13 protein-coding genes are annotated in these 18,069 nt (G+C 68.7%); 1 reads left to right on the top strand and 12 read right to left on the bottom strand.

Annotation, left to right across the window (positions count from 1 at the left end):
* Positions 1–106: 106 nt before the first annotated feature.
* The 6 genes from tal to ACFU6I_RS09355 all read right to left on the bottom strand — a co-directional run bounded on the left by tal (position 107) and on the right by ACFU6I_RS09355 (position 7,930).
* Positions 107–1,192, bottom strand: coding sequence for a transaldolase (tal, locus tag ACFU6I_RS09380; protein ID WP_384363361.1), 1,086 nt, complete (start codon positions 1,190–1,192; stop codon positions 107–109).
* 40 nt (positions 1,193–1,232) lie between these two features.
* Positions 1,233–3,314, bottom strand: coding sequence for a transketolase (gene tkt, locus ACFU6I_RS09375; RefSeq protein ID WP_384363359.1), 2,082 nt, complete (start codon positions 3,312–3,314; stop codon positions 1,233–1,235).
* 155 nt (positions 3,315–3,469) lie between these two features.
* Positions 3,470–4,861 (bottom strand): glucose-6-phosphate dehydrogenase, encoded by a 1,392-nt coding sequence (gene zwf / locus ACFU6I_RS09370; RefSeq protein WP_384363357.1) that lies wholly within the window; start codon positions 4,859–4,861, stop codon positions 3,470–3,472.
* A 49-nt stretch (positions 4,862–4,910) separates the two neighbouring features.
* A complete protein-coding gene (locus tag ACFU6I_RS09365) occupies positions 4,911–5,060 on the bottom strand; it encodes a molybdopterin-dependent oxidoreductase (protein ID WP_384363355.1) in 150 nt (49 codons plus the stop codon).
* Positions 5,005–5,337: a hypothetical protein gene (locus ACFU6I_RS09360; protein ID WP_384363353.1), complete on the bottom strand. Its 333-nt coding sequence runs from the start codon at positions 5,335–5,337 to the stop codon at positions 5,005–5,007. Before ACFU6I_RS09360 ends, ACFU6I_RS09365 begins: the two co-directional genes overlap by 56 nt.
* Positions 5,338–6,388: 1,051 nt before the next feature.
* Positions 6,389–7,930: a M28 family metallopeptidase gene (locus ACFU6I_RS09355; RefSeq protein ID WP_384363351.1), complete on the bottom strand. Its 1,542-nt coding sequence runs from the start codon at positions 7,928–7,930 to the stop codon at positions 6,389–6,391.
* Positions 7,931–8,565: 635 nt separating this feature from the next.
* On the opposite strand from ACFU6I_RS09355, the gene ACFU6I_RS09350 reads away from it, so the two are divergent.
* Positions 8,566–9,447, top strand: coding sequence for an alpha/beta fold hydrolase (locus ACFU6I_RS09350; RefSeq protein ID WP_384363349.1), 882 nt, complete (start codon positions 8,566–8,568; stop codon positions 9,445–9,447).
* Between the two features lie 277 nt (positions 9,448–9,724).
* Here ACFU6I_RS09350 and ACFU6I_RS09345 read toward each other — a convergent pair whose 3' ends face one another.
* The 6 genes from ACFU6I_RS09345 to ACFU6I_RS09320 all read right to left on the bottom strand — a co-directional run bounded on the left by ACFU6I_RS09345 (position 9,725) and on the right by ACFU6I_RS09320 (position 17,746).
* Positions 9,725–11,140: a sulfite oxidase gene (locus ACFU6I_RS09345; RefSeq protein ID WP_384363347.1), complete on the bottom strand. Its 1,416-nt coding sequence runs from the start codon at positions 11,138–11,140 to the stop codon at positions 9,725–9,727.
* A gap of 487 nt (positions 11,141–11,627) precedes the next feature.
* Positions 11,628–13,151, bottom strand: coding sequence for an aldehyde dehydrogenase family protein (locus tag ACFU6I_RS09340; RefSeq protein WP_384363345.1), 1,524 nt, complete (start codon positions 13,149–13,151; stop codon positions 11,628–11,630).
* Between the two features lie 103 nt (positions 13,152–13,254).
* Positions 13,255–14,505 carry a GAF domain-containing protein gene (locus ACFU6I_RS09335; protein ID WP_384363343.1) on the bottom strand — a complete coding sequence of 417 codons (1,251 nt, stop codon included), beginning with the start codon at positions 14,503–14,505 and terminating at the stop codon, positions 13,255–13,257.
* A gap of 97 nt (positions 14,506–14,602) precedes the next feature.
* Positions 14,603–15,196: an N-acetylmuramoyl-L-alanine amidase gene (locus ACFU6I_RS09330; protein WP_384363341.1), complete on the bottom strand. Its 594-nt coding sequence runs from the start codon at positions 15,194–15,196 to the stop codon at positions 14,603–14,605.
* Between the two features lie 49 nt (positions 15,197–15,245).
* Positions 15,246–16,262, bottom strand: a complete 1,017-nt coding sequence (locus tag ACFU6I_RS09325; RefSeq protein ID WP_384363339.1) for an acetamidase/formamidase family protein — start codon at positions 16,260–16,262, stop codon at positions 15,246–15,248.
* Positions 16,259–17,746, bottom strand: coding sequence for an APC family permease (locus tag ACFU6I_RS09320; RefSeq protein WP_384363337.1), 1,488 nt, complete (start codon positions 17,744–17,746; stop codon positions 16,259–16,261). The genes ACFU6I_RS09325 and ACFU6I_RS09320 overlap by 4 nt, the downstream gene beginning before the upstream one ends.
* Positions 17,747–18,069 lie beyond the last annotated feature (323 nt).

Below are 18,069 nucleotides of genomic sequence, written 5' to 3'. Positions count from 1 at the left end.
GGAGCTTTCCTTGGTCCGCTCAGCGCGGGTCGCTGATCAGCCGCACGGGGCGCTTACGGAACAGGCAGCCGGACACCCAGTTCGACAGGACCGGCCAGCGACCTGGTCAGCCCGCCCCGGAAAGCTGCTCGTGCCTGGACCCGATCCGGTCCAGCAGGCCTCTCCAGGAGGTAACGAAGGTGTCCGCGCCCTCGCGCTGCAGCTCCCTTGCCAGCGAGTCGGCATCGATTCCGGCCGCGGCGAAGGCCGCGATGACCTCTTCGGAGTCGCCGCCGTCGGCAGGCAGCAGCTCGCCGACCTTCCCGTGATCGGCGAAGGCCTCCAGGGTCCGGTCCGGCATGGTGTTGATGGTGAACGGAGCGGCCAGCGCGCCCACGTACAGCACGTCTGGGGCCTCGGGGTCCTTGACCGAGGTGGAGGCCCACAGCAGCCGCTGCGGCCTGGCCCCTTCGTTGGCCAGGCGTTGCCAGCGCGGGGAGTCCAGCAGCTCCCGGTAGGCGCGGTAGGCCTGCCTGGCCACAGCGATGCCCAGTTGGTCGCGCAGCTCCTCAGGGGCATGCTCAGCCACCGCTTTGTCCCACCGGGACACGAACAGCGAGGCGACCGAGGCAACGGCCGGGTCCAGACCGTCGGCGATCCGGCGCTCCACGCCGCGCAGGTAGGCTCCGGCCGCTGCCTGGTACTGCTCCGCCGAGAACAGCAGGGTCACGTTGACCGGCACCCCGGAGTAGACGCACTCCTCGATCGCCGGCAGGCCCTCGGCGGTGCCCGGGATCTTGATGAACAGGTTGTCCCGCGCAGCCTTGCGGTGCAGAGCCCTGGCCTCGTCGATCGTGCTGCCGGTGTTGTGCGCCAGCAGTGGGGACACCTCCAGCGACACCCAGCCGTCCACCCCGTCGGTCCGGCCGTGGACAGGCGCGAACAGGTCGGCGGCCCGGCGCAGATCGGCCATGGCCAGTTCGAAGAACACCTGCTCGTCGGAGGCTCCGGCAGCCTTGCGGTCGGCGATGTCTGTGTCGTGGTCGTGGCCGCCCTCGATCGCCCTGTCGAAGATCGTCGGATTCGAGGTGAGCCCGGTCACCGAGTACTCGGCTATGTAGTGGTCCAGGATGCCCTCGTCGAGCAGCGCCCGGGTGATGTTGTCCAGCCAGAGGCTCTGGCCCACCTCGTTCAGGGCCTGAGTCTGTTTCATGGATCTTCCTTTCTCCACGGGACGACCGGGGCGGTGCCGGTCACGGCCGGCGGGCCAGCTGATCCCGGGCTGCCTGGACGACATGGGCGGGCTCGAAGCCGAACTTCGCCTGGACCTTCTGGATCGGCGCCGACGCGCCGAAGGTCTCCATGCCGAGGACGGCTCCGTCGATGCCGACATACCGGGACCAGCCGAAGTCGGCGCCCTCCTCGACCGCGACCCGGGCGCGGATCCGCGGCGGCAGCACCTCGTCGCGGTAGGCCTGGTCCTGTTTCTCGAAAAGCTCCCAGCAGGGCATCGACACCACACGAGCTGGAATGCCTTCCGCGGTGAGCGCCTTATGGGCAGCGACGCACAGCGCGACCTCCGAGCCGGTGCCGATCAGGATCACCTCGGGTTCCGCCTCAGGGGGGTCGGCCAGTATGTAGCCGCCGCGGGCCAGGCCGGAGGCGGCGGCGTAGCGCGAGCGGTCCAGGGTCGGCAGCGGCTGGCGGGACAGCACGAGAACGGCGGGATCGTGACGCAGCGGCATGATCACCCGCCACGCCTCAACCACCTCGTTGGCGTCGGCTGGGCGGATGACCAGGATGCCGGGCATGGCCCGTAGCGAGGCGATCTGCTCGATCGGCTGGTGGGTGGGACCGTCCTCGCCCAGGCTGATCGAGTCATGGGTCCAGATGTAGACGACCGGGACCTCCATCAGTGCCGTGAGCCGCATCGCGCCGCGGGCGTAGTCGGTGAAGATGAGGAACCCGGAGGCGAACGGCCGCACCTTGGTCAGCGCCATGCCGTTGGCGATGGCGCACATGGCGTGCTCGCGGATGCCGAAGTGGAAATTCCGCCCGGTGTAGCTGTCCGCCTCGAAGTCCCCGGCGCCGTCGAAGGTGAGCCGGGTCTTGGTCGAGGGGTAGAGGTCGGCGGCTCCGCCGAGCAGCCAGGGGACGTTGCGGGCCAGGACGTTGAGCACCTGGCCGGAAGACTGCCGGCTGGCCAGTCCCTTCGGGTCGGGCGGGAAGGTGGGCAGACCGGAGTCCCAGCCGTCGGGCAGCTGACGGTGGCTCATCCGGTATACCTCGTCGGCCAGATCCGGGTGAGCCTCACGGTAGCGCTCGAACATCGCGAACCATTCCGCCCGCAGTTCCGCGCCGCGGCGGCCGATGCCCTCCTGGAAGTGCTCGTACACCCCGTCCGGCACCAGGAAGTGAGCATCTTCGGGCCAGCCGTAGAACCGTTTCGCGGCCCGGACCTCGTCCTCGCCGAGTGGCGCGCCGTGTGCCGCGGCGGTGTCGTGCTTGTGCGGGGCACCGTAGCCGATGTGGGTGTCCACGATGATCAGCGTGGGCCGCCCCGACGTCGCCTTGAACACGTCGAAGGCCTTGGACAGTAGGTCCAGGTCGTTGGCGTCGCCGACCCGGGTGACGTTCCAACCGTAGCTCTGGAAGCGGGCGGCGACGTCGTCGGAGAAGGCCAGCGAGGTGGATCCCTCGATCGTGATGTGGTTGTTGTCGTAGATCCAGCACAGGTTGTCCAGGCGCAGGTGCCCGGCCAGCGATGCCGCCTCGCTGCTGATTCCCTCCATCATGCAACCGTCGCCCATCAGCGCGTACACGTCGTAGTCGAACAGCCCGAAGCCCGGCTTGTTGTAGCGCTCGGCCAGCCAGTGGCCCGCGGACGCCATGCCCACGCTGGTGGCCACCCCCTGGCCCAGGGGCCCGGTGGTGGTCTCGACACCCGAGGTCCACCGGTACTCCGGGTGCCCCGGGCAGCGGCTGTCGATCTGTCGGAACGCCTTGATGTCCTCCAACGTCACCGAGGGCTTGCCGGTGGCCTCGTACTTCGGGTTCACCGCCTGCACCCCGGTCAGGTGCAGCAGTGAGTACAGCAGCATCGAGGCGTGGCCGTTGGACAGGATGAACCGGTCCCGGCCCGGCCAGATGGGGTCGGCTGGATCGAACCGCAGGTGCCGCTGCCACAGGCAGTACGCCACCGGGGCCAGCGCCATCGGGGTGCCGGGATGCCCGGACTCCGCTGCCTGCACCGCATCCATGGACAGGGTGCGGATCGTGTCGACGCTGCGCCGGTCCGCATCGTCCGTGGCGAGCTGGTTTGCTTGGTCGGTCATCGGTGGTTCACGCTCCTCCGGCTGTGGTCACGCGGAAGGTGGCTGTCCGAGCGGTGTCGCGCAAGGGCGGCCACGCTGCCGATGCTGCGCCCCGGCCCGCTTTTCCGCGTCCTGCTCCGGCTGACGCGCGGCCAGGTCCCAGTTCCCGGCGCTGTTCATTTCCCAGCCTGCCCGGAGGGGGGATCGTGCCAGCCGGCATGGTGGACTGTCAGGTTCGCGGCCTGCTCCGGGCCCCACGTGACGGGCTGGTAGCCGTGCAGCGGGGTGACGTCGCCGAGCACCGCGTCGACCACCGCCCACGCGGCCTCCACCTCGTCCTCGCGGGCAAACAGCGAGGCATCGCCGTCCATTGCGCCGCCGAGCAATCGTTCGTAGGGTGCCAGCCCGGCCGGCCCAGGCTGCTCGTGCAGGGCCAGTTCGATGTCCGTGCCGGTCATCGTCTCCCCTGCCGCCTTGATCCTGGCGCCGAGCGAGATCGCGATGTCCGGACTCAAGCGGAACCGCACGTAGTTCGCTTCGCCGGCGTCCTCGCCGTGACCCGCGATGGCCTTCGGAGGCCGGCGCAACCGGGTGAGGACCTCGGTCGCGGTGACCGGCAGCTGCTTGCCGGCCCGGATGAAGAAGGGCACCCCGGCCCACCGCCAGGTGTCGACGTGCGCCCGCAGTGCCACGAACGTCTCCACGGCGGAGTCCTCAGCCACCCCGGGCTCATCGGAGTAACCGGCGAACTGGCCGCGGATGACATCGTCCGGCCGCAGCGGGGGCATGGCGCGCAGCACCTTTGCCTTCTCGTCCCTGATGTCCTCGTGTCCGTATCCGGCAGGGGGCTCCATGGCCACCAGGGACAGCACCTGGAGCATGTGGTTCTGCACCACGTCTCGGATCGCCCCGGTCTGGTCGTAGAAGGCGCCCCGGCCGGCCACGCCGAAGTCCTCGGCCATGGTGATCTGCACCGAGTCCACGCAGGCGCGGTTCCAGATCGGCTCGAGGAAGGAGTTGGCGAACCGGAAGTACAGAAGGCCGAGTACCGCCTCCTTGCCCAGGTAGTGGTCGATGCGGAAGATCGAGGACTCGGGGAACACTCGGTGCAAGGTGGTGTTCAGTTCCTGGGCCGACGCCAAGTCGTGGCCGAACGGCTTCTCCACCACCACGCGGGCTCCGTCGGCGCATCCGGACTCGTGCAGGGCCTTGATCACTGTGCCGAACAGCGCCGGCGGAATCGCCAGATAATGCAGCGGAGCTCTGGCGTCACCTAGTTCGGCACGGAGTGCCTTGAATGTCCCAGGGTCGTTGTAGTCGCCGTCCACGTAGCGCAGCAGCCCGTACAGCCGCTCCGCGGCCTCCGCGTCGATACCTCCGTGGTGGGCGAGACTGTCCCGTGCCCGCTCGATGAGTCGGTCTCGGTCCCATCCGGACTTGGCCACCCCGATCAGCGGCACATCCAGCCGATGCTTAGCCACCAGCGCTGCCAGTGCCGGGAAAACCTGCTTGTACGCCAGGTCTCCCGTTGCCCCGAAGAATGCCAGGGCGTCCGAACGGCCATGCACATGGCTTCTGGCCGTGATCGCTCCTCCTGGTCCTGTCCGCTGGTGCCTTTCATCTGCAATTCGTGGCCCCACCGACCTCGGAGAAACGGGCTACGCATTCGATGCCAGCCGGCCATTTGACCTGTTTGAAGCCGATCCGGACCTCATTGCACAGTCGTAGTGGGGCGCCATGCCTGGACGACAACGGGGCGTCGTTCATGTCGCATGCCTGCATCGTCAAGTGGTCGCGCATTTGCTCGGTGGGGTGGGCGTCGTATGTACAGGCCTCCGTCGGGGCCGCCGCCCAGTAGGGAGTAGAAGCCCACCCAGCGGGCCTTGGACTTGGGTTTGACCAGGTCCATGTTCGTGGCCATGGACACGCCGCCCCGCTTGGTCATGCCGGACCAGCCCTGGATGCAATGGTGCTGGGTGATCTGCTGGCGGTGGGGGAGTGCGCGCAGCTCGTCCAGGCCCAGCTCGACCGGGTTGTCGACCATGCCGTGGGCCTTCAGGCGCCAAGTGGCGAATCCCTCGTGGTACAGGCACCATTATGCCAAAAGTGGGGTGATATGTCCTTCTCGCTGCACTCGCCGGGGACGGCATCCATCGGCTGCTCCGTGCCCGTGAGGTGGAGGGGGAGCTGCGGCCCATCGCCGAGCAATTGCCGGGGCCCGATGTCCACGGCGTGCCCGAACTGGCGGAGGCGTACCGGGCTGTCACCGTCTGTGATCCGCGGGCGTACACGTCCCGACTGACTCACTGACCGAGGCGTTCCACCAATGAGGCCGGTCGCTGGGAGGCCCGCAAACTCCTGGACCGACTGTCCGAGGCCCCCCGAACTGGCACGGCGTTTCGCCGCCCTCGTGCATGCCGTAGAGGCCCGCGCCAGCGGCACATGAATGCCGAAGCCGTTGCGGGGCATGGGGTTGAAAGACCTTGTGGACCTTGCGCATCGGAACAAGTGGATGAGCGCGACGCCAAGCTGGCCTCGGAGCTTGTCCGGCGCTACAGGAATCCCGTCCATTCCCTGGCGGAGAAACGGACTGGGCACAGCCTGAACCGCGACACGGTCGACATGTGCCGGCCAGTGGTGAATGAACGGGTGCACCGTCACCGGGTCTCCTTGATGCTTCTATGCGAAGCAGCCAACTCGACGACTTCTGTGACGGGTTGGGCCTGAAAGCGCTGTGCGGACCCGTCGGCGAGCAGGCGCGCAAGACGCGGTCCGAGATCCGGCGATTGAGCAGGCGAAGCGCCTTCTTGACGGTCTTGCCGGTCGTGATCTGCTCGGCGTGGTTGATTGTCCGGTTGCCGCCCCGGTTGAGGTGGACGCTGACCTTGTTCGAGGGCCAGAACGGGACCGGTGTCAGCCAGGGTTGCCTCAAGGGAGTCGAGAACACACAGGCGACGCAGGCCTAAGGGCTGTCCCGTGATCCACCAGGGATCACGGGACAGCCCTTAGGAAACACGTAGCGACCGCGCATTCCGCCGCAGCATCGAAGGGGAGGGCCGGACAGTCCGGCCCTCCCCTCCTGTGTGTAACGGGAGTTACTCGGTGACCTCGTGGTCGTGGCCCTCGTGCAGGCCACCGCCGCTGCCCGCCGAACCCTTGGTGTTCTGCGGCGCCACCGGCTTGCTCAGAAGGCTGGTGTCCCAGGCGTACTGGCCCACCGCGTTGGCGATGACGTCGACGTTGACGTCGAACGCCTTCATGTTGATGTTCTTCAGGGTGTCGCAAGCGGCGTGGTAGCAGTCGTCGTACGCGACACCGGCCTTACCGCCGTACACCTTTGCCTGCTCGGCCGTCTTGATGCCCTCGGCGCCGGTGAAGGTGCCGCCCGAGGGGATGCCGACCTCGATGAACGGCCCGTAGTCCGACCGGCCGGTGAAGTCGGTGCCCTCGTGCGGGGTGCCCCGGCTGTCCAGGTAGTCGGTGATCTGCCTCTCCAGTTGCGCCGAGCCCTCCGGGCCGGGGCCGGCACCGACCTGGTCGGAGTCGTCGCCGTCGTAGACGAACTGGGCGTAGTTCGGCGAGGCGATCATGTCGAAGTTCAGGTACAGCTTGACCTTCGCACGGTCCGCCGCCGAGAGGCTGTTGACGTACGCCTCCGAGCCCAGCAGGCCGAACTCCTCAGCCGACCACCAGGCGAAGCGCACCTTGTTCTTGACGTTCTGGTGGGCAAGGTTCAGGGCCACGTCGAGAATGCCGGCGGAGCCGGAGCCGTTGTCATTGATGCCCGGGCCGGCCGCCACCGAGTCCAGGTGGGCGCCGAACATCACCACGTTGTCGGCGTCGCCGCCCTTGGTCTCGGCGATCACGTTGTAGGTGTGTCGGGTCTCCGCGAAGGTGCGGATCTCCAGGTTGACGGTCACTGCGCCGGCGGCGGCCTTGGCCGCGAGCGCCTCGCCGTCCGCCTGCGTGACGCCGCCGGCCGGTATCTTGGCGACGGACGGGTCACCCAGCGTGCCGTTGAGCGCGCCCTCGGTGTTGTTGTAGATGATCGCGCCGGCGGCGCCCGCACCGGCGGCGGTCTCCTGCTTCTGCGCAAAGGTGCAGCCGCCGCGCTTGATCAGCGCGATCTTGCCGGTGAACGTCCCGGGGGCGTAGTCCTCCGGCTCGCACCCGGTGCTGGCGTTGACCGGCACCACCGCGACCGGGGCGGTGATGCCGCCGACCGGGCTGCTGGCGGAGTATGTCATGGCGATCACCGGGACGTCCTGCTGCTGCGGCGACACCACCCGCAGACTCTGCGCCAGTGTCTCGGTGAACGGGTAGTCGAACTCGTTCCGGGTCACCGAGTACCCGGCCTTCCTCAACAGGCCTTCGACGTACTCGGCCGACTTCCGGTGCCCCTCCGACCCGGCCACCCGGGTGTTCCCGTTCTTGTCGGCGATCCGCTGGAACTGCTTCAGATGCTCGTAGGCATCCTCGGCGTTGCTCTTCTTGACGAGCTTCTTTGCGAGCTTGGCAGCCTCCTTGGCAGGGTCGCTGTGGGCGGAGGCGGTGCCCGATCCGATCAGCAGCAGCGGCGCTATGAGCCCTGCGACGGATACGGCGGCTACCGTGGTGCGGCGGTTCCGAGCGTTCAAAGCGCTTCCTTCCGGCGGTCCATGAGACGTAGGCCTAATGGCCGAAACTGGCCGAACGACATACGGCGGTACTCCGGGGCACGCAGGGACGGCCGGATCGCTCCGCCCCCTGGCACCGGCAAGGAGAAAGGTATCTGCTCAGTAAACGCTTGGTAATGGGTTGACAGGAATCTTCCGCGCCGGCGCCACCCGTGCGCGGGTGCCGAGCGCACCGATTGGCAGGTGAACCAAACGAAGTTGACTGGAAGTCACCGGTGCTGACCAGTACTGTGACCGGCGAGGCCTGCCCCGTGAGGAGCGTCGCCCAGGGTGTGTCGAAGGTGGATGTCGGCTGCTTTCCGGAGCGACTGGGTGTCGCGGCTTCCGACGCGCCGTCAGCGGCGGGCTGCGGGCGCTGCACGCCGCGCATGTGGCCCGGGTGCGGTACGAGACGCTGGAGATCCATCCGAGGCGGGCGACCACGGTGGATCCCGAGGAGTCGGTGGCCCGGATCCTCCGGGGGCGCGGCGGCTATTCGTGACGGCAGCGTTTCCAACCGGAGCGCCTCTCGCGTTGCACCGGCCGCTGCGGAACGGGCAGGCCGAGCGCTGCTAATCCGGGTGCGCTCAAACGGGCGATGCTGGGACACTCCCAGCATGCCGAATGTTGAAGCCTCGCCCGCAGTGTCCATCGAGTACGAGACTTTCGGTGATCCCTCCGATCCGGCCGTCCTGCTCGTGATGGGCTTCAATGCCCAGATGATCGCGTGGCACAAGAACTTCTGTCGCGCACTCGCAGAACGTGGACGCTACGTGATCCGCTACGACAACCGCGACTGCGGGCTGTCCACCAAGTTCGACGATCACCCCGTCGACATGGGCCGGTTCATCAACGCTGTGAGCTCGGGCGATATCTCGTCCGCCCTCGCGATGGTGCCCTACACACTGCAGGACATGGCCGACGACGGCCTCGGTTTGCTCACCGCGCTCGGAATTGAACGAGCTCACGTGGTCGGGTCCTCGATGGGCGGCATGATCGCCCAGACGATGGCTATCAGCCGGCCGGCGCGAGTGCTGACCCTGACGTCGATGATGTCCTCGACCGGTGAGCCCGACTACGGCCGGCCGAGCGCCGAGGCCCAAGCAGTGCTCTTCAGCCCGAAGCCGTCCGATCGCGAGGGGTACATCGCAGCGGCGGAAAACGAATTGGTGTGGTCTTCCAAGCGTTACGGCAACGCCGCACTCCTTCGTGAGCTGGCTGCCGAAAGTTACGACCGCGCTTACTACCCGGCCGGAGTCGGGCGGCAACTCGGAGCAATGATCCTCGGTGGCTCACGCGCTGACGCACTCCGCAGGCTTCGAGTACCGACCTTGGTGATTCACGGTCTGGATGACACGCTGATCGACCCCAGTGGCGGGAAGCGCACCGCCGACCTGATCCCCGGAGCGAGGCTCTTGCTGCTTCCAGGAATGGGGCACGACCGCCCCCGCGAACTCTGGCGCGAGATCATCGACGCCTTGGACATGCACACCCGCTGAGCGCTCTCTCTCGTAGGCCGAGGCTGTGTCGCCACGCGGTGATGTCAGCGTCGGCGCCGAACGCTGGATTCTTTCCCGGACCTTGCGGTAGCCCGGCCGGTTACCGCTCGGCTTGCGGCGGCCGGGGCCGGCGAAGGTCTGGCTGCGTTCGCTTTCCTCGGCGAGGGACCAGTGCTCATCCGGCCGAGTGCGCGATGCGTTCGTGGAGATCGATAGCAGTAGCACTCTGACATGAGGCAGTGGCGACGGGGCCCTGCGGTTCTGCCAAAGCGTTCGGTCAGGGACGGCATGTGATGTGCAGGTGCGCCGCGGCGTTGTTGGCGTATCCCCTGGGATTCCAGACGGTCGCCGGGGATTCGGCCTGCACGGCCGCGGTGGAGTCCCAGGCGCGTGCGATGAGCTCGGCCTCGCCGGGGGGCAGGGTGACCACGGCGCGCCAGTGCTGCCAGGTCCAGGGATTCTCCGGGGGGTCGAGATCCGTGCGGGTCCAGGTGCTGCCGTGGTCGACGGAGACATCCACGCGTGCCACGGTTCGGTCGTCCCCGGCGAAGGCGAACCCGCTGACCTCGGTCGGTCCAGAGGGCAGGTGGTCGTTCTTGCCGGGCCGTAGGATGGCGCAGTGGATCGCGACCGGGCCGAGGGTGATGCCGTCGCCCGGTCCAACGGCCTCGGGGTCGGCTTCGGGGGGCAGGACGCTGTACTCGGCTTGGAAGTAGTTGTCGGTCGGTTCGGCCTCCGCGCTGATGCGTTGGAGCCATTTGACGCTGCGGGCGCCGATCCAGCCCGGAACGATCACGCGCAGGGGAGCGCCGTGCGCGGCGGGTAGTTCCTGATCGTTCATGGCCCAGGCCAGAAGCACCTCGCTGGAGGTCGCCTTGGCCACCGGTATGGAGCCGCCGAAGGGTTGGGGTGGGGCGGCCTGTTGTGACATATCGGCGCCGGTGAAGGCGATGTGGGCCGCTTCCGGCTGCGCTCCGGCCTCGGCCAGTACATCTGCCAGGCTCGCCCCGGTCCATTTCGCAGTGGAGATGGCTCCTGGACCCCAGGGGACCTGGCCGGGTATGTCTCGGACCTCGATGAGATCGGCGCGGCGGTTTCCTGCGCACTGCAGCGTCGCCACCACTGTCCGCTCGGTGAAGTGGCGCAGATCGTCCATCGACAACTCCAGGGGGCGATCGACCAGTCCTTCCACCCGTAGCCGCCAGCTCGCGGAGTCGATGCGGGGGATCGGCGCGTGGTTGCGGCCGTAGAAGGCGTCCAGGGAGGTGATCTGGGCAGCGAGAGCGCCAGGAGGCGTTTCGGCATTGTAGGGCTCGTCCTGATGCACAAGCATGTCGTCGCATTTGCCCCATATGTCCATGAAATCAATGTCCATCACGTTGGGTGCGGACGCCAACCCGGCGGCCCGGCTGCCGAGCAGTACGGTGCGGAGCGCGGCCCTGGCCTCGGCGGCGGTGCGCAGATGGGCTCGCGCGCGGCAGTGGGCCCGCCGGGCGCGGACCAGCCCGGCCGCCCGGACGACCAGCTCGGCCACGCCCGGGAGCGGCATCGCCCACAGCAGCAGGATCTGGATCAGGCACGTGATGGTGACCGCCGCCGCGAGCGGTGCGCCGACGTTCGCGGGCAGACCCGCGACGGCCTCCACGTCGGAGGTGAGCCGCGCGAGCAGTGTCCCGTCGCGTTGTCCGCGCAACTCGCGGGGGGTGAGCCGGGCGGCACCACGGGCCGGCGGCGAGGGCTCGACGCGTGTGCCGGCGGGTCGACGGGACGGCCGCTGCCGCGAAGACCGTGAACCGAAAGAAGGCTGCGGGCAACGAGGTACTCGGAGTAGCTGTCGAACGCGGGTGCTTCGCTCGGAACCCGCTGAACGGCCTTCGCTGGACGGGACCGGAAGTCGCTGACGAAGTCGATCCCGACCGCGTGCTTTCGCCCTACCACTCGGCCGTGCGCTGCGGAGGGCGCCTGACGGGCATCTTGCCCGGTCAGGCGCCCTTCTTCTGGGTCTAAGGGCTGTCCCGTAATCCCTGGCGGGCGCACGACGACAGCTACGGCATCTCGCTGCGTTGTCGGGCCCGCCCGAGTACGTCCGGTACGAGGACGCCCCTCCGCCCTGCGATCGCACGCACCGGACGCCGCCGGGCCCACCCTTCGGGCGGACGGCGGGACTTCAGGCTCACGCCCTAGAAGAAGCCCAACTTCTTCGGCGAATAGGACACCAAGAGGTTCTTGGTCTGCTGGTAGTGCTCCAGCATCATCTTGTGGTTCTCCCTGCCGATACCGGACTGCTTGTAGCCGCCGAAGGCGGCGTGGGCAGGGTACGCGTGGTAGCAGTTCGTCCAGACCCGGCCCGCCTGGATCGACCGGCCCGCGCGGTACGCGGTGTTCATGTCCCGAGTCCAGACGCCCGCCCCGAGCCCGTACAGCGTGTCGTTCGCCGTCCTGATGGCATCGTCGAAGTCCGAGAAGGAGGTCACGGCGACGACCGGGCCGAAGATCTCCTCCTGGAAGACCCGCATCCGGTTGTCGCCCTCGAAGATCGTCGGCTGGACGTAGTAGCCGCCCGCCAGTTCTCCGTCGTACTCGATCCGCTGTCCGCCCGACAGAACCTTCGCACCCTCCTGCTGGCCGATGTCCAGATACGAAAGGATCTTCTGCAGCTGGTCGTTGGAGGCCTGAGCGCCGATCATCGTGTCCGTGTCCAGCGGGTGGCCGGTCACGATCTTCTCGGTGCGGGCGATGCCCGCCTCCAGGAACTCGCTGTAGTGCCCCCGCTGGATCAGCGCCCGCGACGGACAGGTGCAGACCTCGCCCTGGTTCAGGGCGAACATGGTGAACCCTTCGAGAGCCTTGTCACGGAAGTCGTCGTCGGCCGACCAGACGTCGTCGAAGAAGATGTTCGGGGACTTGCCGCCCAGTTCCAGCGTCACCGGCTTGATGTTCTCGGAGGCGTACTGCATGATCAGCCGCCCCGTCGTGGTCTCGCCGGTGAAGGCGATCTTCGCGACGCGCGGGCTGGAGGCGAGGGGCTTGCCCGCCTCCGCGCCGAAGCCGTTGACGATGTTGACGACACCCGGCGGCAGCAGATCGGCGACCAGGCTCAGCCACACATGGATCGAGGCCGGTGTCTGCTCCGCGGGCTTGAGGACCACCGCGTTGCCCGCGGCGAGCGCCGGGGCGAGTTTCCACGTCGCCATCAGGATCGGGAAGTTCCACGGGATGATCTGGGCGACCACGCCGAGCGGCTCGTGGAAGTGATACGCGACGGTGTCGTCGTCGATCTCGCTGAGCGAGCCCTCCTGGGCGCGCAACGCGCCCGCGAAGTAACGGAAGTGGTCGATCGCGAGCGGGATGTCGGCGGCCAGGGTCTCCCGTACCGGCTTGCCGTTGTCCCAGCTCTCGGCGACCGCCAGCTCCTCGAGGTGCGCCTCCATCCGGTCCGCGATCCGGTTGAGGACGGAGGCGCGCTCACCGGCCGCGGTGGCGCCCCAGGCGGGGGCGGCGGCGTGGGCCGCGTCCAGGGCGCGTTCGACGTCCTGGGCGGTGCCGCGGGCGACCTCGGTGAACGGGCGCCCGTTGACGGGGCTCGGGTTCTCGAAGTACTGGCCGAGGGCCGGCGGGACGTACGCGCCGCCGATCCAGTGGTCGTAGCGGGACTCGTACGAGACGATGGCGTCCTCGGTGCCCGGCGCAGCGTAACGGGTCATCTCTGTGGCCTCCCGGATCCGGTGCCGCCCGCCGTTGGGCGGCCCTCGGCGCGAGGCTAGGGACGGGAACGTTGCAACCTCGTTGCGCCGGACGGAAGAGGCGTCAGCGCTGTTCGGCGTCGAGCGTCCGGGCCCGTGCCAGCAGCGCCGGTCGCTGCCCGGGAGGTGCCGCCGCGGCGAGCGCCTGCCACACGGGCAGGTCGTCCTCGCCCCAGGGACTGTACGCCCAGTCCGCCAGCAGCCCCGGGTCGCCGCGCGCGATCAGCGAGGCCCGCAGCTGATCGTCGAGACGGCGTCGCAGCCGGACGACGGACGGTGCCTGCGAGCCCGGCAGCAGCGGGCCCGCGTACGCGCTGAGCGCCGCCGCCAACGCACCGGACGCCAGTCTGCGCGCCACGCCGTCGAAGTCGGCGTCGACCGGAGCGGCGAACCGGTAGGGGCGGGAAAGCAGCAGTTCGGGGCCGAGCAGCCGGCGCAGCCGGGAGAGTTCGGCCCGCAGCGTCACCGGGGTCACCGTCTCGTCCTCGTACAGCTCGACCAGCAGTTCGTCGCCTCCGAGGCCCTCCGGGTGACGTGCGAGTGCCACCAGGATCTCGCTGTGCCGCCTGCTGAGCCGGATCTTGCGGCCGCCCGCGACGAGCAGCGCTTCGTCCCGGCCGAGCGCGCTCAACTGTAGGGACTCCCCGGCTGGTTCAGGCGCGAGCAGGGCGAGCTGGGACTCGGCGGCGCGTGCCACTGCCTGGACGAATGCCAGGCTGTGCGGATGGGCGAGCCGATTGCCGCCGGTGATGTCGACGGCGCCGAGCACCCGTCCCGTGTGCGGGTCGTGCAGCGGCGCCGCGGCGCACGTCCACTGCTGGACCGGACGCAGGAAGTGCTCGGCGGCGAACACCTGGACCGGACGGTCCACGGCGATCGCCGTCCCCGGAGCATTCGTCCCGGCCACGGACTCGGACCAGCGGGCACCCTCCACGAAGTTCATCCGGTCGGCGCGTCGGCGGGTCGTCGCGTGCCCCTCGACCCAGAGCAGTCGGCCGTGCGCGTCGCACACCGCAAGAAGGTGTTCGCCGTCCGTCGCGTACGCACCCATCAGCTCACGGATCACCGGCATGGCGCGGGCGAGGGGGTGTCCCTCCCGGTACGGTCCGAGTTCGTCCGGGCCCAGCTCGACCAGGGCCGCGCCGTCCGGGCTGACCCGGGCCCTCGCGGAGCGCCGCCACGACTCGCCGACCACGGAACGTACCGGTCGTTCCAGCCGTCCGGCGGTGGTGAACACCTCGTGTGCGTGGCGCATTTCGCCGAGCCGTTCGCCGGGGTCGGTGTCGGCTGTCAGCGCCACCCAGGGGTCCGTCAACTCACTCTCCCGTCCGGGGGACTCCGTGCATCCCCATCGTCGTCGCAGCCGGGCTCTGCGACAACCTCGGTGCGGGAGTCATCGGACCCGCAGCGGGTCAGCCGGTGCTGTAGAGGTTGACGAGGCGGATGTAGCGCACCCAGTCCCAGTTGGGGCCGGGGTCGGTGTGATCGGTGCCCGGGACCTGGGCGTGGCCGAGGATGTGTGCGCGGTCCTTGGGGATGCCGTAGCGGTCGCACACCGATGCGGTCAGCAGAGCCGACTGCTCGTACAGGGCGTTGGTGAAGTACGACGGCTGGTCGACCCAGCCCTCGTGCTCGATGCCGACGCTGCGGGTGTTGTAGTCCCAGTTGCCCGCATGCCAGGCGATGTTCTGCTCCCGTACGCACTGCGCGACGTACCCGTCCCCCGAACGCACCACATAGTGCGCGGAGACCTGCTTAGCCGGATTCTGGAAGATGCCGACCGTGTCCGAGAACGTCTCCTGCGTGACATGGATGATCACGTACTGCACCGGATAGGCCGAAGGGCGGTTGGATGCCGTGTAGTTCGACGTGGACGCGGGCGTCCAGTGCGCGAGCGGGTAGTCGGTGCTGCCCGCTGCAGCTGAAGCCGCGGCGCGGGTGGAAGCGGGCAGCAGTGCCGCCGCGGCGGTCGCCGCGGCGCCCTGGAGAATCCATCTGCGGTGCATCAACGCTCCTGTGGGGGGGAAGGGGGGATACGGTGTACGGGGTGCGGGGTCAGGGGGTGGGGAGCAGGGCGGCGGTCTCGCGGAGGTGCCGATGCAGTCCACGATGAGGATCGCCCGCGGGTAGCCAGTCCTTGCGAATCTTCGCCACGCAGGTGTAGTTGGTGTCGCAGACGTTCGCCAGCGGCGCTTCACCGGCCTGGCTGACCAGTTGGTACGCGTCGAGCTCGGAAAGCCCGTAGTCGCGTGCCAGCCACTGCACCAGGTCCAACTGCGAGATGCGGAAGGCATCTTCGAGAGGGCGGGCGGAACCGGTCGAGACGATATGGGTGTCCGACTCGATTCGCGGCCACGGCGTCGCCACTCCCTTGAGCAACTCGACCAGGACCACGGTGTTCATCGCGCACTCCACCGCGACCCCGCAGGTCTCGCCCTCGCCCTGGCGGGCGTGTCCGTCGCCCAGACTCAGCAGCGCGCCCTCGACATTGACGCCCAGATAGCAGGTGACCCCGGCCCGCATCTCGGGCGTGTCCATGTTCCCGCCGTGCGCGTCGGGAACCAGCGCGGATCGCACCTCCAGATTGGCGGGAGCCACCCCCACGGTGCCGTGCATCGGATCCATCGGCAGCTCCACCTGGATGTCGCTGTCCCGGGCGTTGAACAGGCAGGTGCGGCGGGCCCGGTCCAACTGCCACATCCACACCACCTCCGGCAGCGGGGCCTGCAACGACGCTGTCGTATGGGTGGAGGTCAGGGCCCCGAACAGCGGCACGGTCGTGGACGCCGCCCAGTCCCTGGCCGGTTCGATCGACACGAAGTGCACCGCGACGGTGTCGCCCTGCTCCGCCCCGACCACATGGAAGGGACCGGTCTGCGGGTTGAGGAACGGGAACTCGCAGACCGCGGAGACCAGGTCCTTCTCGGAGCGCACCCGGCCCACGAAGCAGTCCTCCGTGTACACGTCGAGGAAGGTGCCGGGCTCGATCCGGGCCACCGGCGCCGCACCGCCGAAGGTCCATGCGTACTCGCCCTCCCTGGGGCGCACGGTCAGGATCCGCGGGTCGCTCATCGCTGTTCTGCTCCTGTCCCGATGTCGACGACGGCCTCCGGGGCCTCGTCCAGGTGGATCCGTCCGGTCTGGGCCACCCGCTCCGGGTGTCTGCGCACCAGCACCACCAGTACAACGACGCCGATGAGCATCCAGATACCGACGACCGGCCCCGCGTACGAAACGGGGGCGCTGAGCTCCGAGACGAAGTCGAAGGCCGGGATTCCGGCGGCCGTCAGCAGCGCCGGTACGAACGCCGCGATGCCCAGTACCGGGAAGAGAAGATGAAGTACGGGATTGAACGCCTCGCGACGCCGGCGCAGGAAGTACCCGGCGCAGGCCAGGTTGACGACGATGTACACGCCGGTGATCACGGTGACGATGACGGTCGCCAGGAGGACGAACGCGGTCACCGGGTCATAGCCGAAGCCGAGCCCCAGCGCCGCGCCGACCGCGATCACGAACTGCACGGCCACACCGGTGACCGGCGAGCGACGGCGCGGATGAAGCCGCGCGAACGCGTGCGGGAACACGCCGATTCGGCCGAGGGCGAAGGCGGTGCGCGTCGACACGTTCGCGCACGCATTGGCATTGGCCACGGTCGAGTTGACGACGGCGAGGAAGAGAAGGACCCAGAACAGCCCGAACGAGGCCCGCGCCACGCCTTCCCATGACGCCACCCCCGAGGCGCCGAACCCGGCGAACCGGTCGGGCCCGAAGTACACGGACATGGCGTACGTGGTGAGGACGTACACCAGCCCGATCGACAGCGCGGCGCCGAGCACCGCCCGTCGCATGGTGCGCCGCGGGTTCTTCGTCTCCTCGGCGAGCGGCGCCGCCGCCTCGAAGCCCGCGAACGCCAGCACGGTGTAGACCGATCCGGCAAAGATGCCGCTGATTCCGTCGAAGCCGTCCGCGGTGTGCGACGTACCGAACACCGACAGCGTGTTGTCCGAGCCGGCCTGCCCGATCAGCAGCACCGCGAATGCGACGAACACCAGCACTTCGAAGATGCCGAGGACGGTGCCGAATCGGGCGGACGCCCGTACCCCGAAGTAGCCGGCGAGTGCGATGATCACTGCGCCCAGCAGCGACCACGGCCACCACAGGTCCGCCGGGTAGGACGACCACTCCTGGTGCAGCGTGCCCGCCGTCGTGAAGCCGAGCTGCAGCAACAGCAGCGCGGGCACCAGCGCCTCGACGAAGACATAGCCCCAGCCGACGAGGAAGCCGACGGCCGGATGCAGGCCCTGCGCGGAGTATGTGGCGACCGAACCGGCCGCGGGCAGATGGCGGGCCAGCTCCGCGACGCACGACGCGGTGAACAGACAGGCAACCAGCGCCACCAGCACGGACAGCGGCAGACTGCCGCCGGCGAACGCGGCTCCCGACGGGATGGATGCGGCGATGGCCGCGGCGGGCGCCATCGCCGTAATGCTCTGGAAAAGAACTTCGCGCAGCCCTACGGCGTCGCGCAACAGCACCGAACCCGATTCCCCCGACACCCGTGACCCCCTCTGGTCCGCTGACCGGAATGCGTTGTCCGATGTACGGCCGAGCGTCTCGCGCGCCCTACCGTACGGGTGCCGCACGGGTGGCGGAAGACAGTAGGGCGCCGAAAGTCGAATGCGGGAAACGGAAGTTGGGTGGGGGGTGTGGGAAGGCGGATCAGCCGTCGACAACCGTCAGACGCGGTGCATCGCAAGGCGGAGGGGCCTCATACTGGGCGCATTCGGACGTGGGGACAGCGCGGCGAGGTGCCGCAGCGGTCGCAACGGCGGCGGCCGGTCATTGCGCGGTCGATGATCCGGAGGCCAGGACCAGTCCG

The organism is Streptomyces sp. NPDC057486, from assembly GCF_042802415.1.
GTDB classification, from domain to species: domain Bacteria; phylum Actinomycetota; class Actinomycetes; order Streptomycetales; family Streptomycetaceae; genus Streptomyces; species Streptomyces yanii.
Note: the sequence above shows the minus strand (reverse complement) of the source record. Positions and strands in the feature narration are given on the sequence as shown.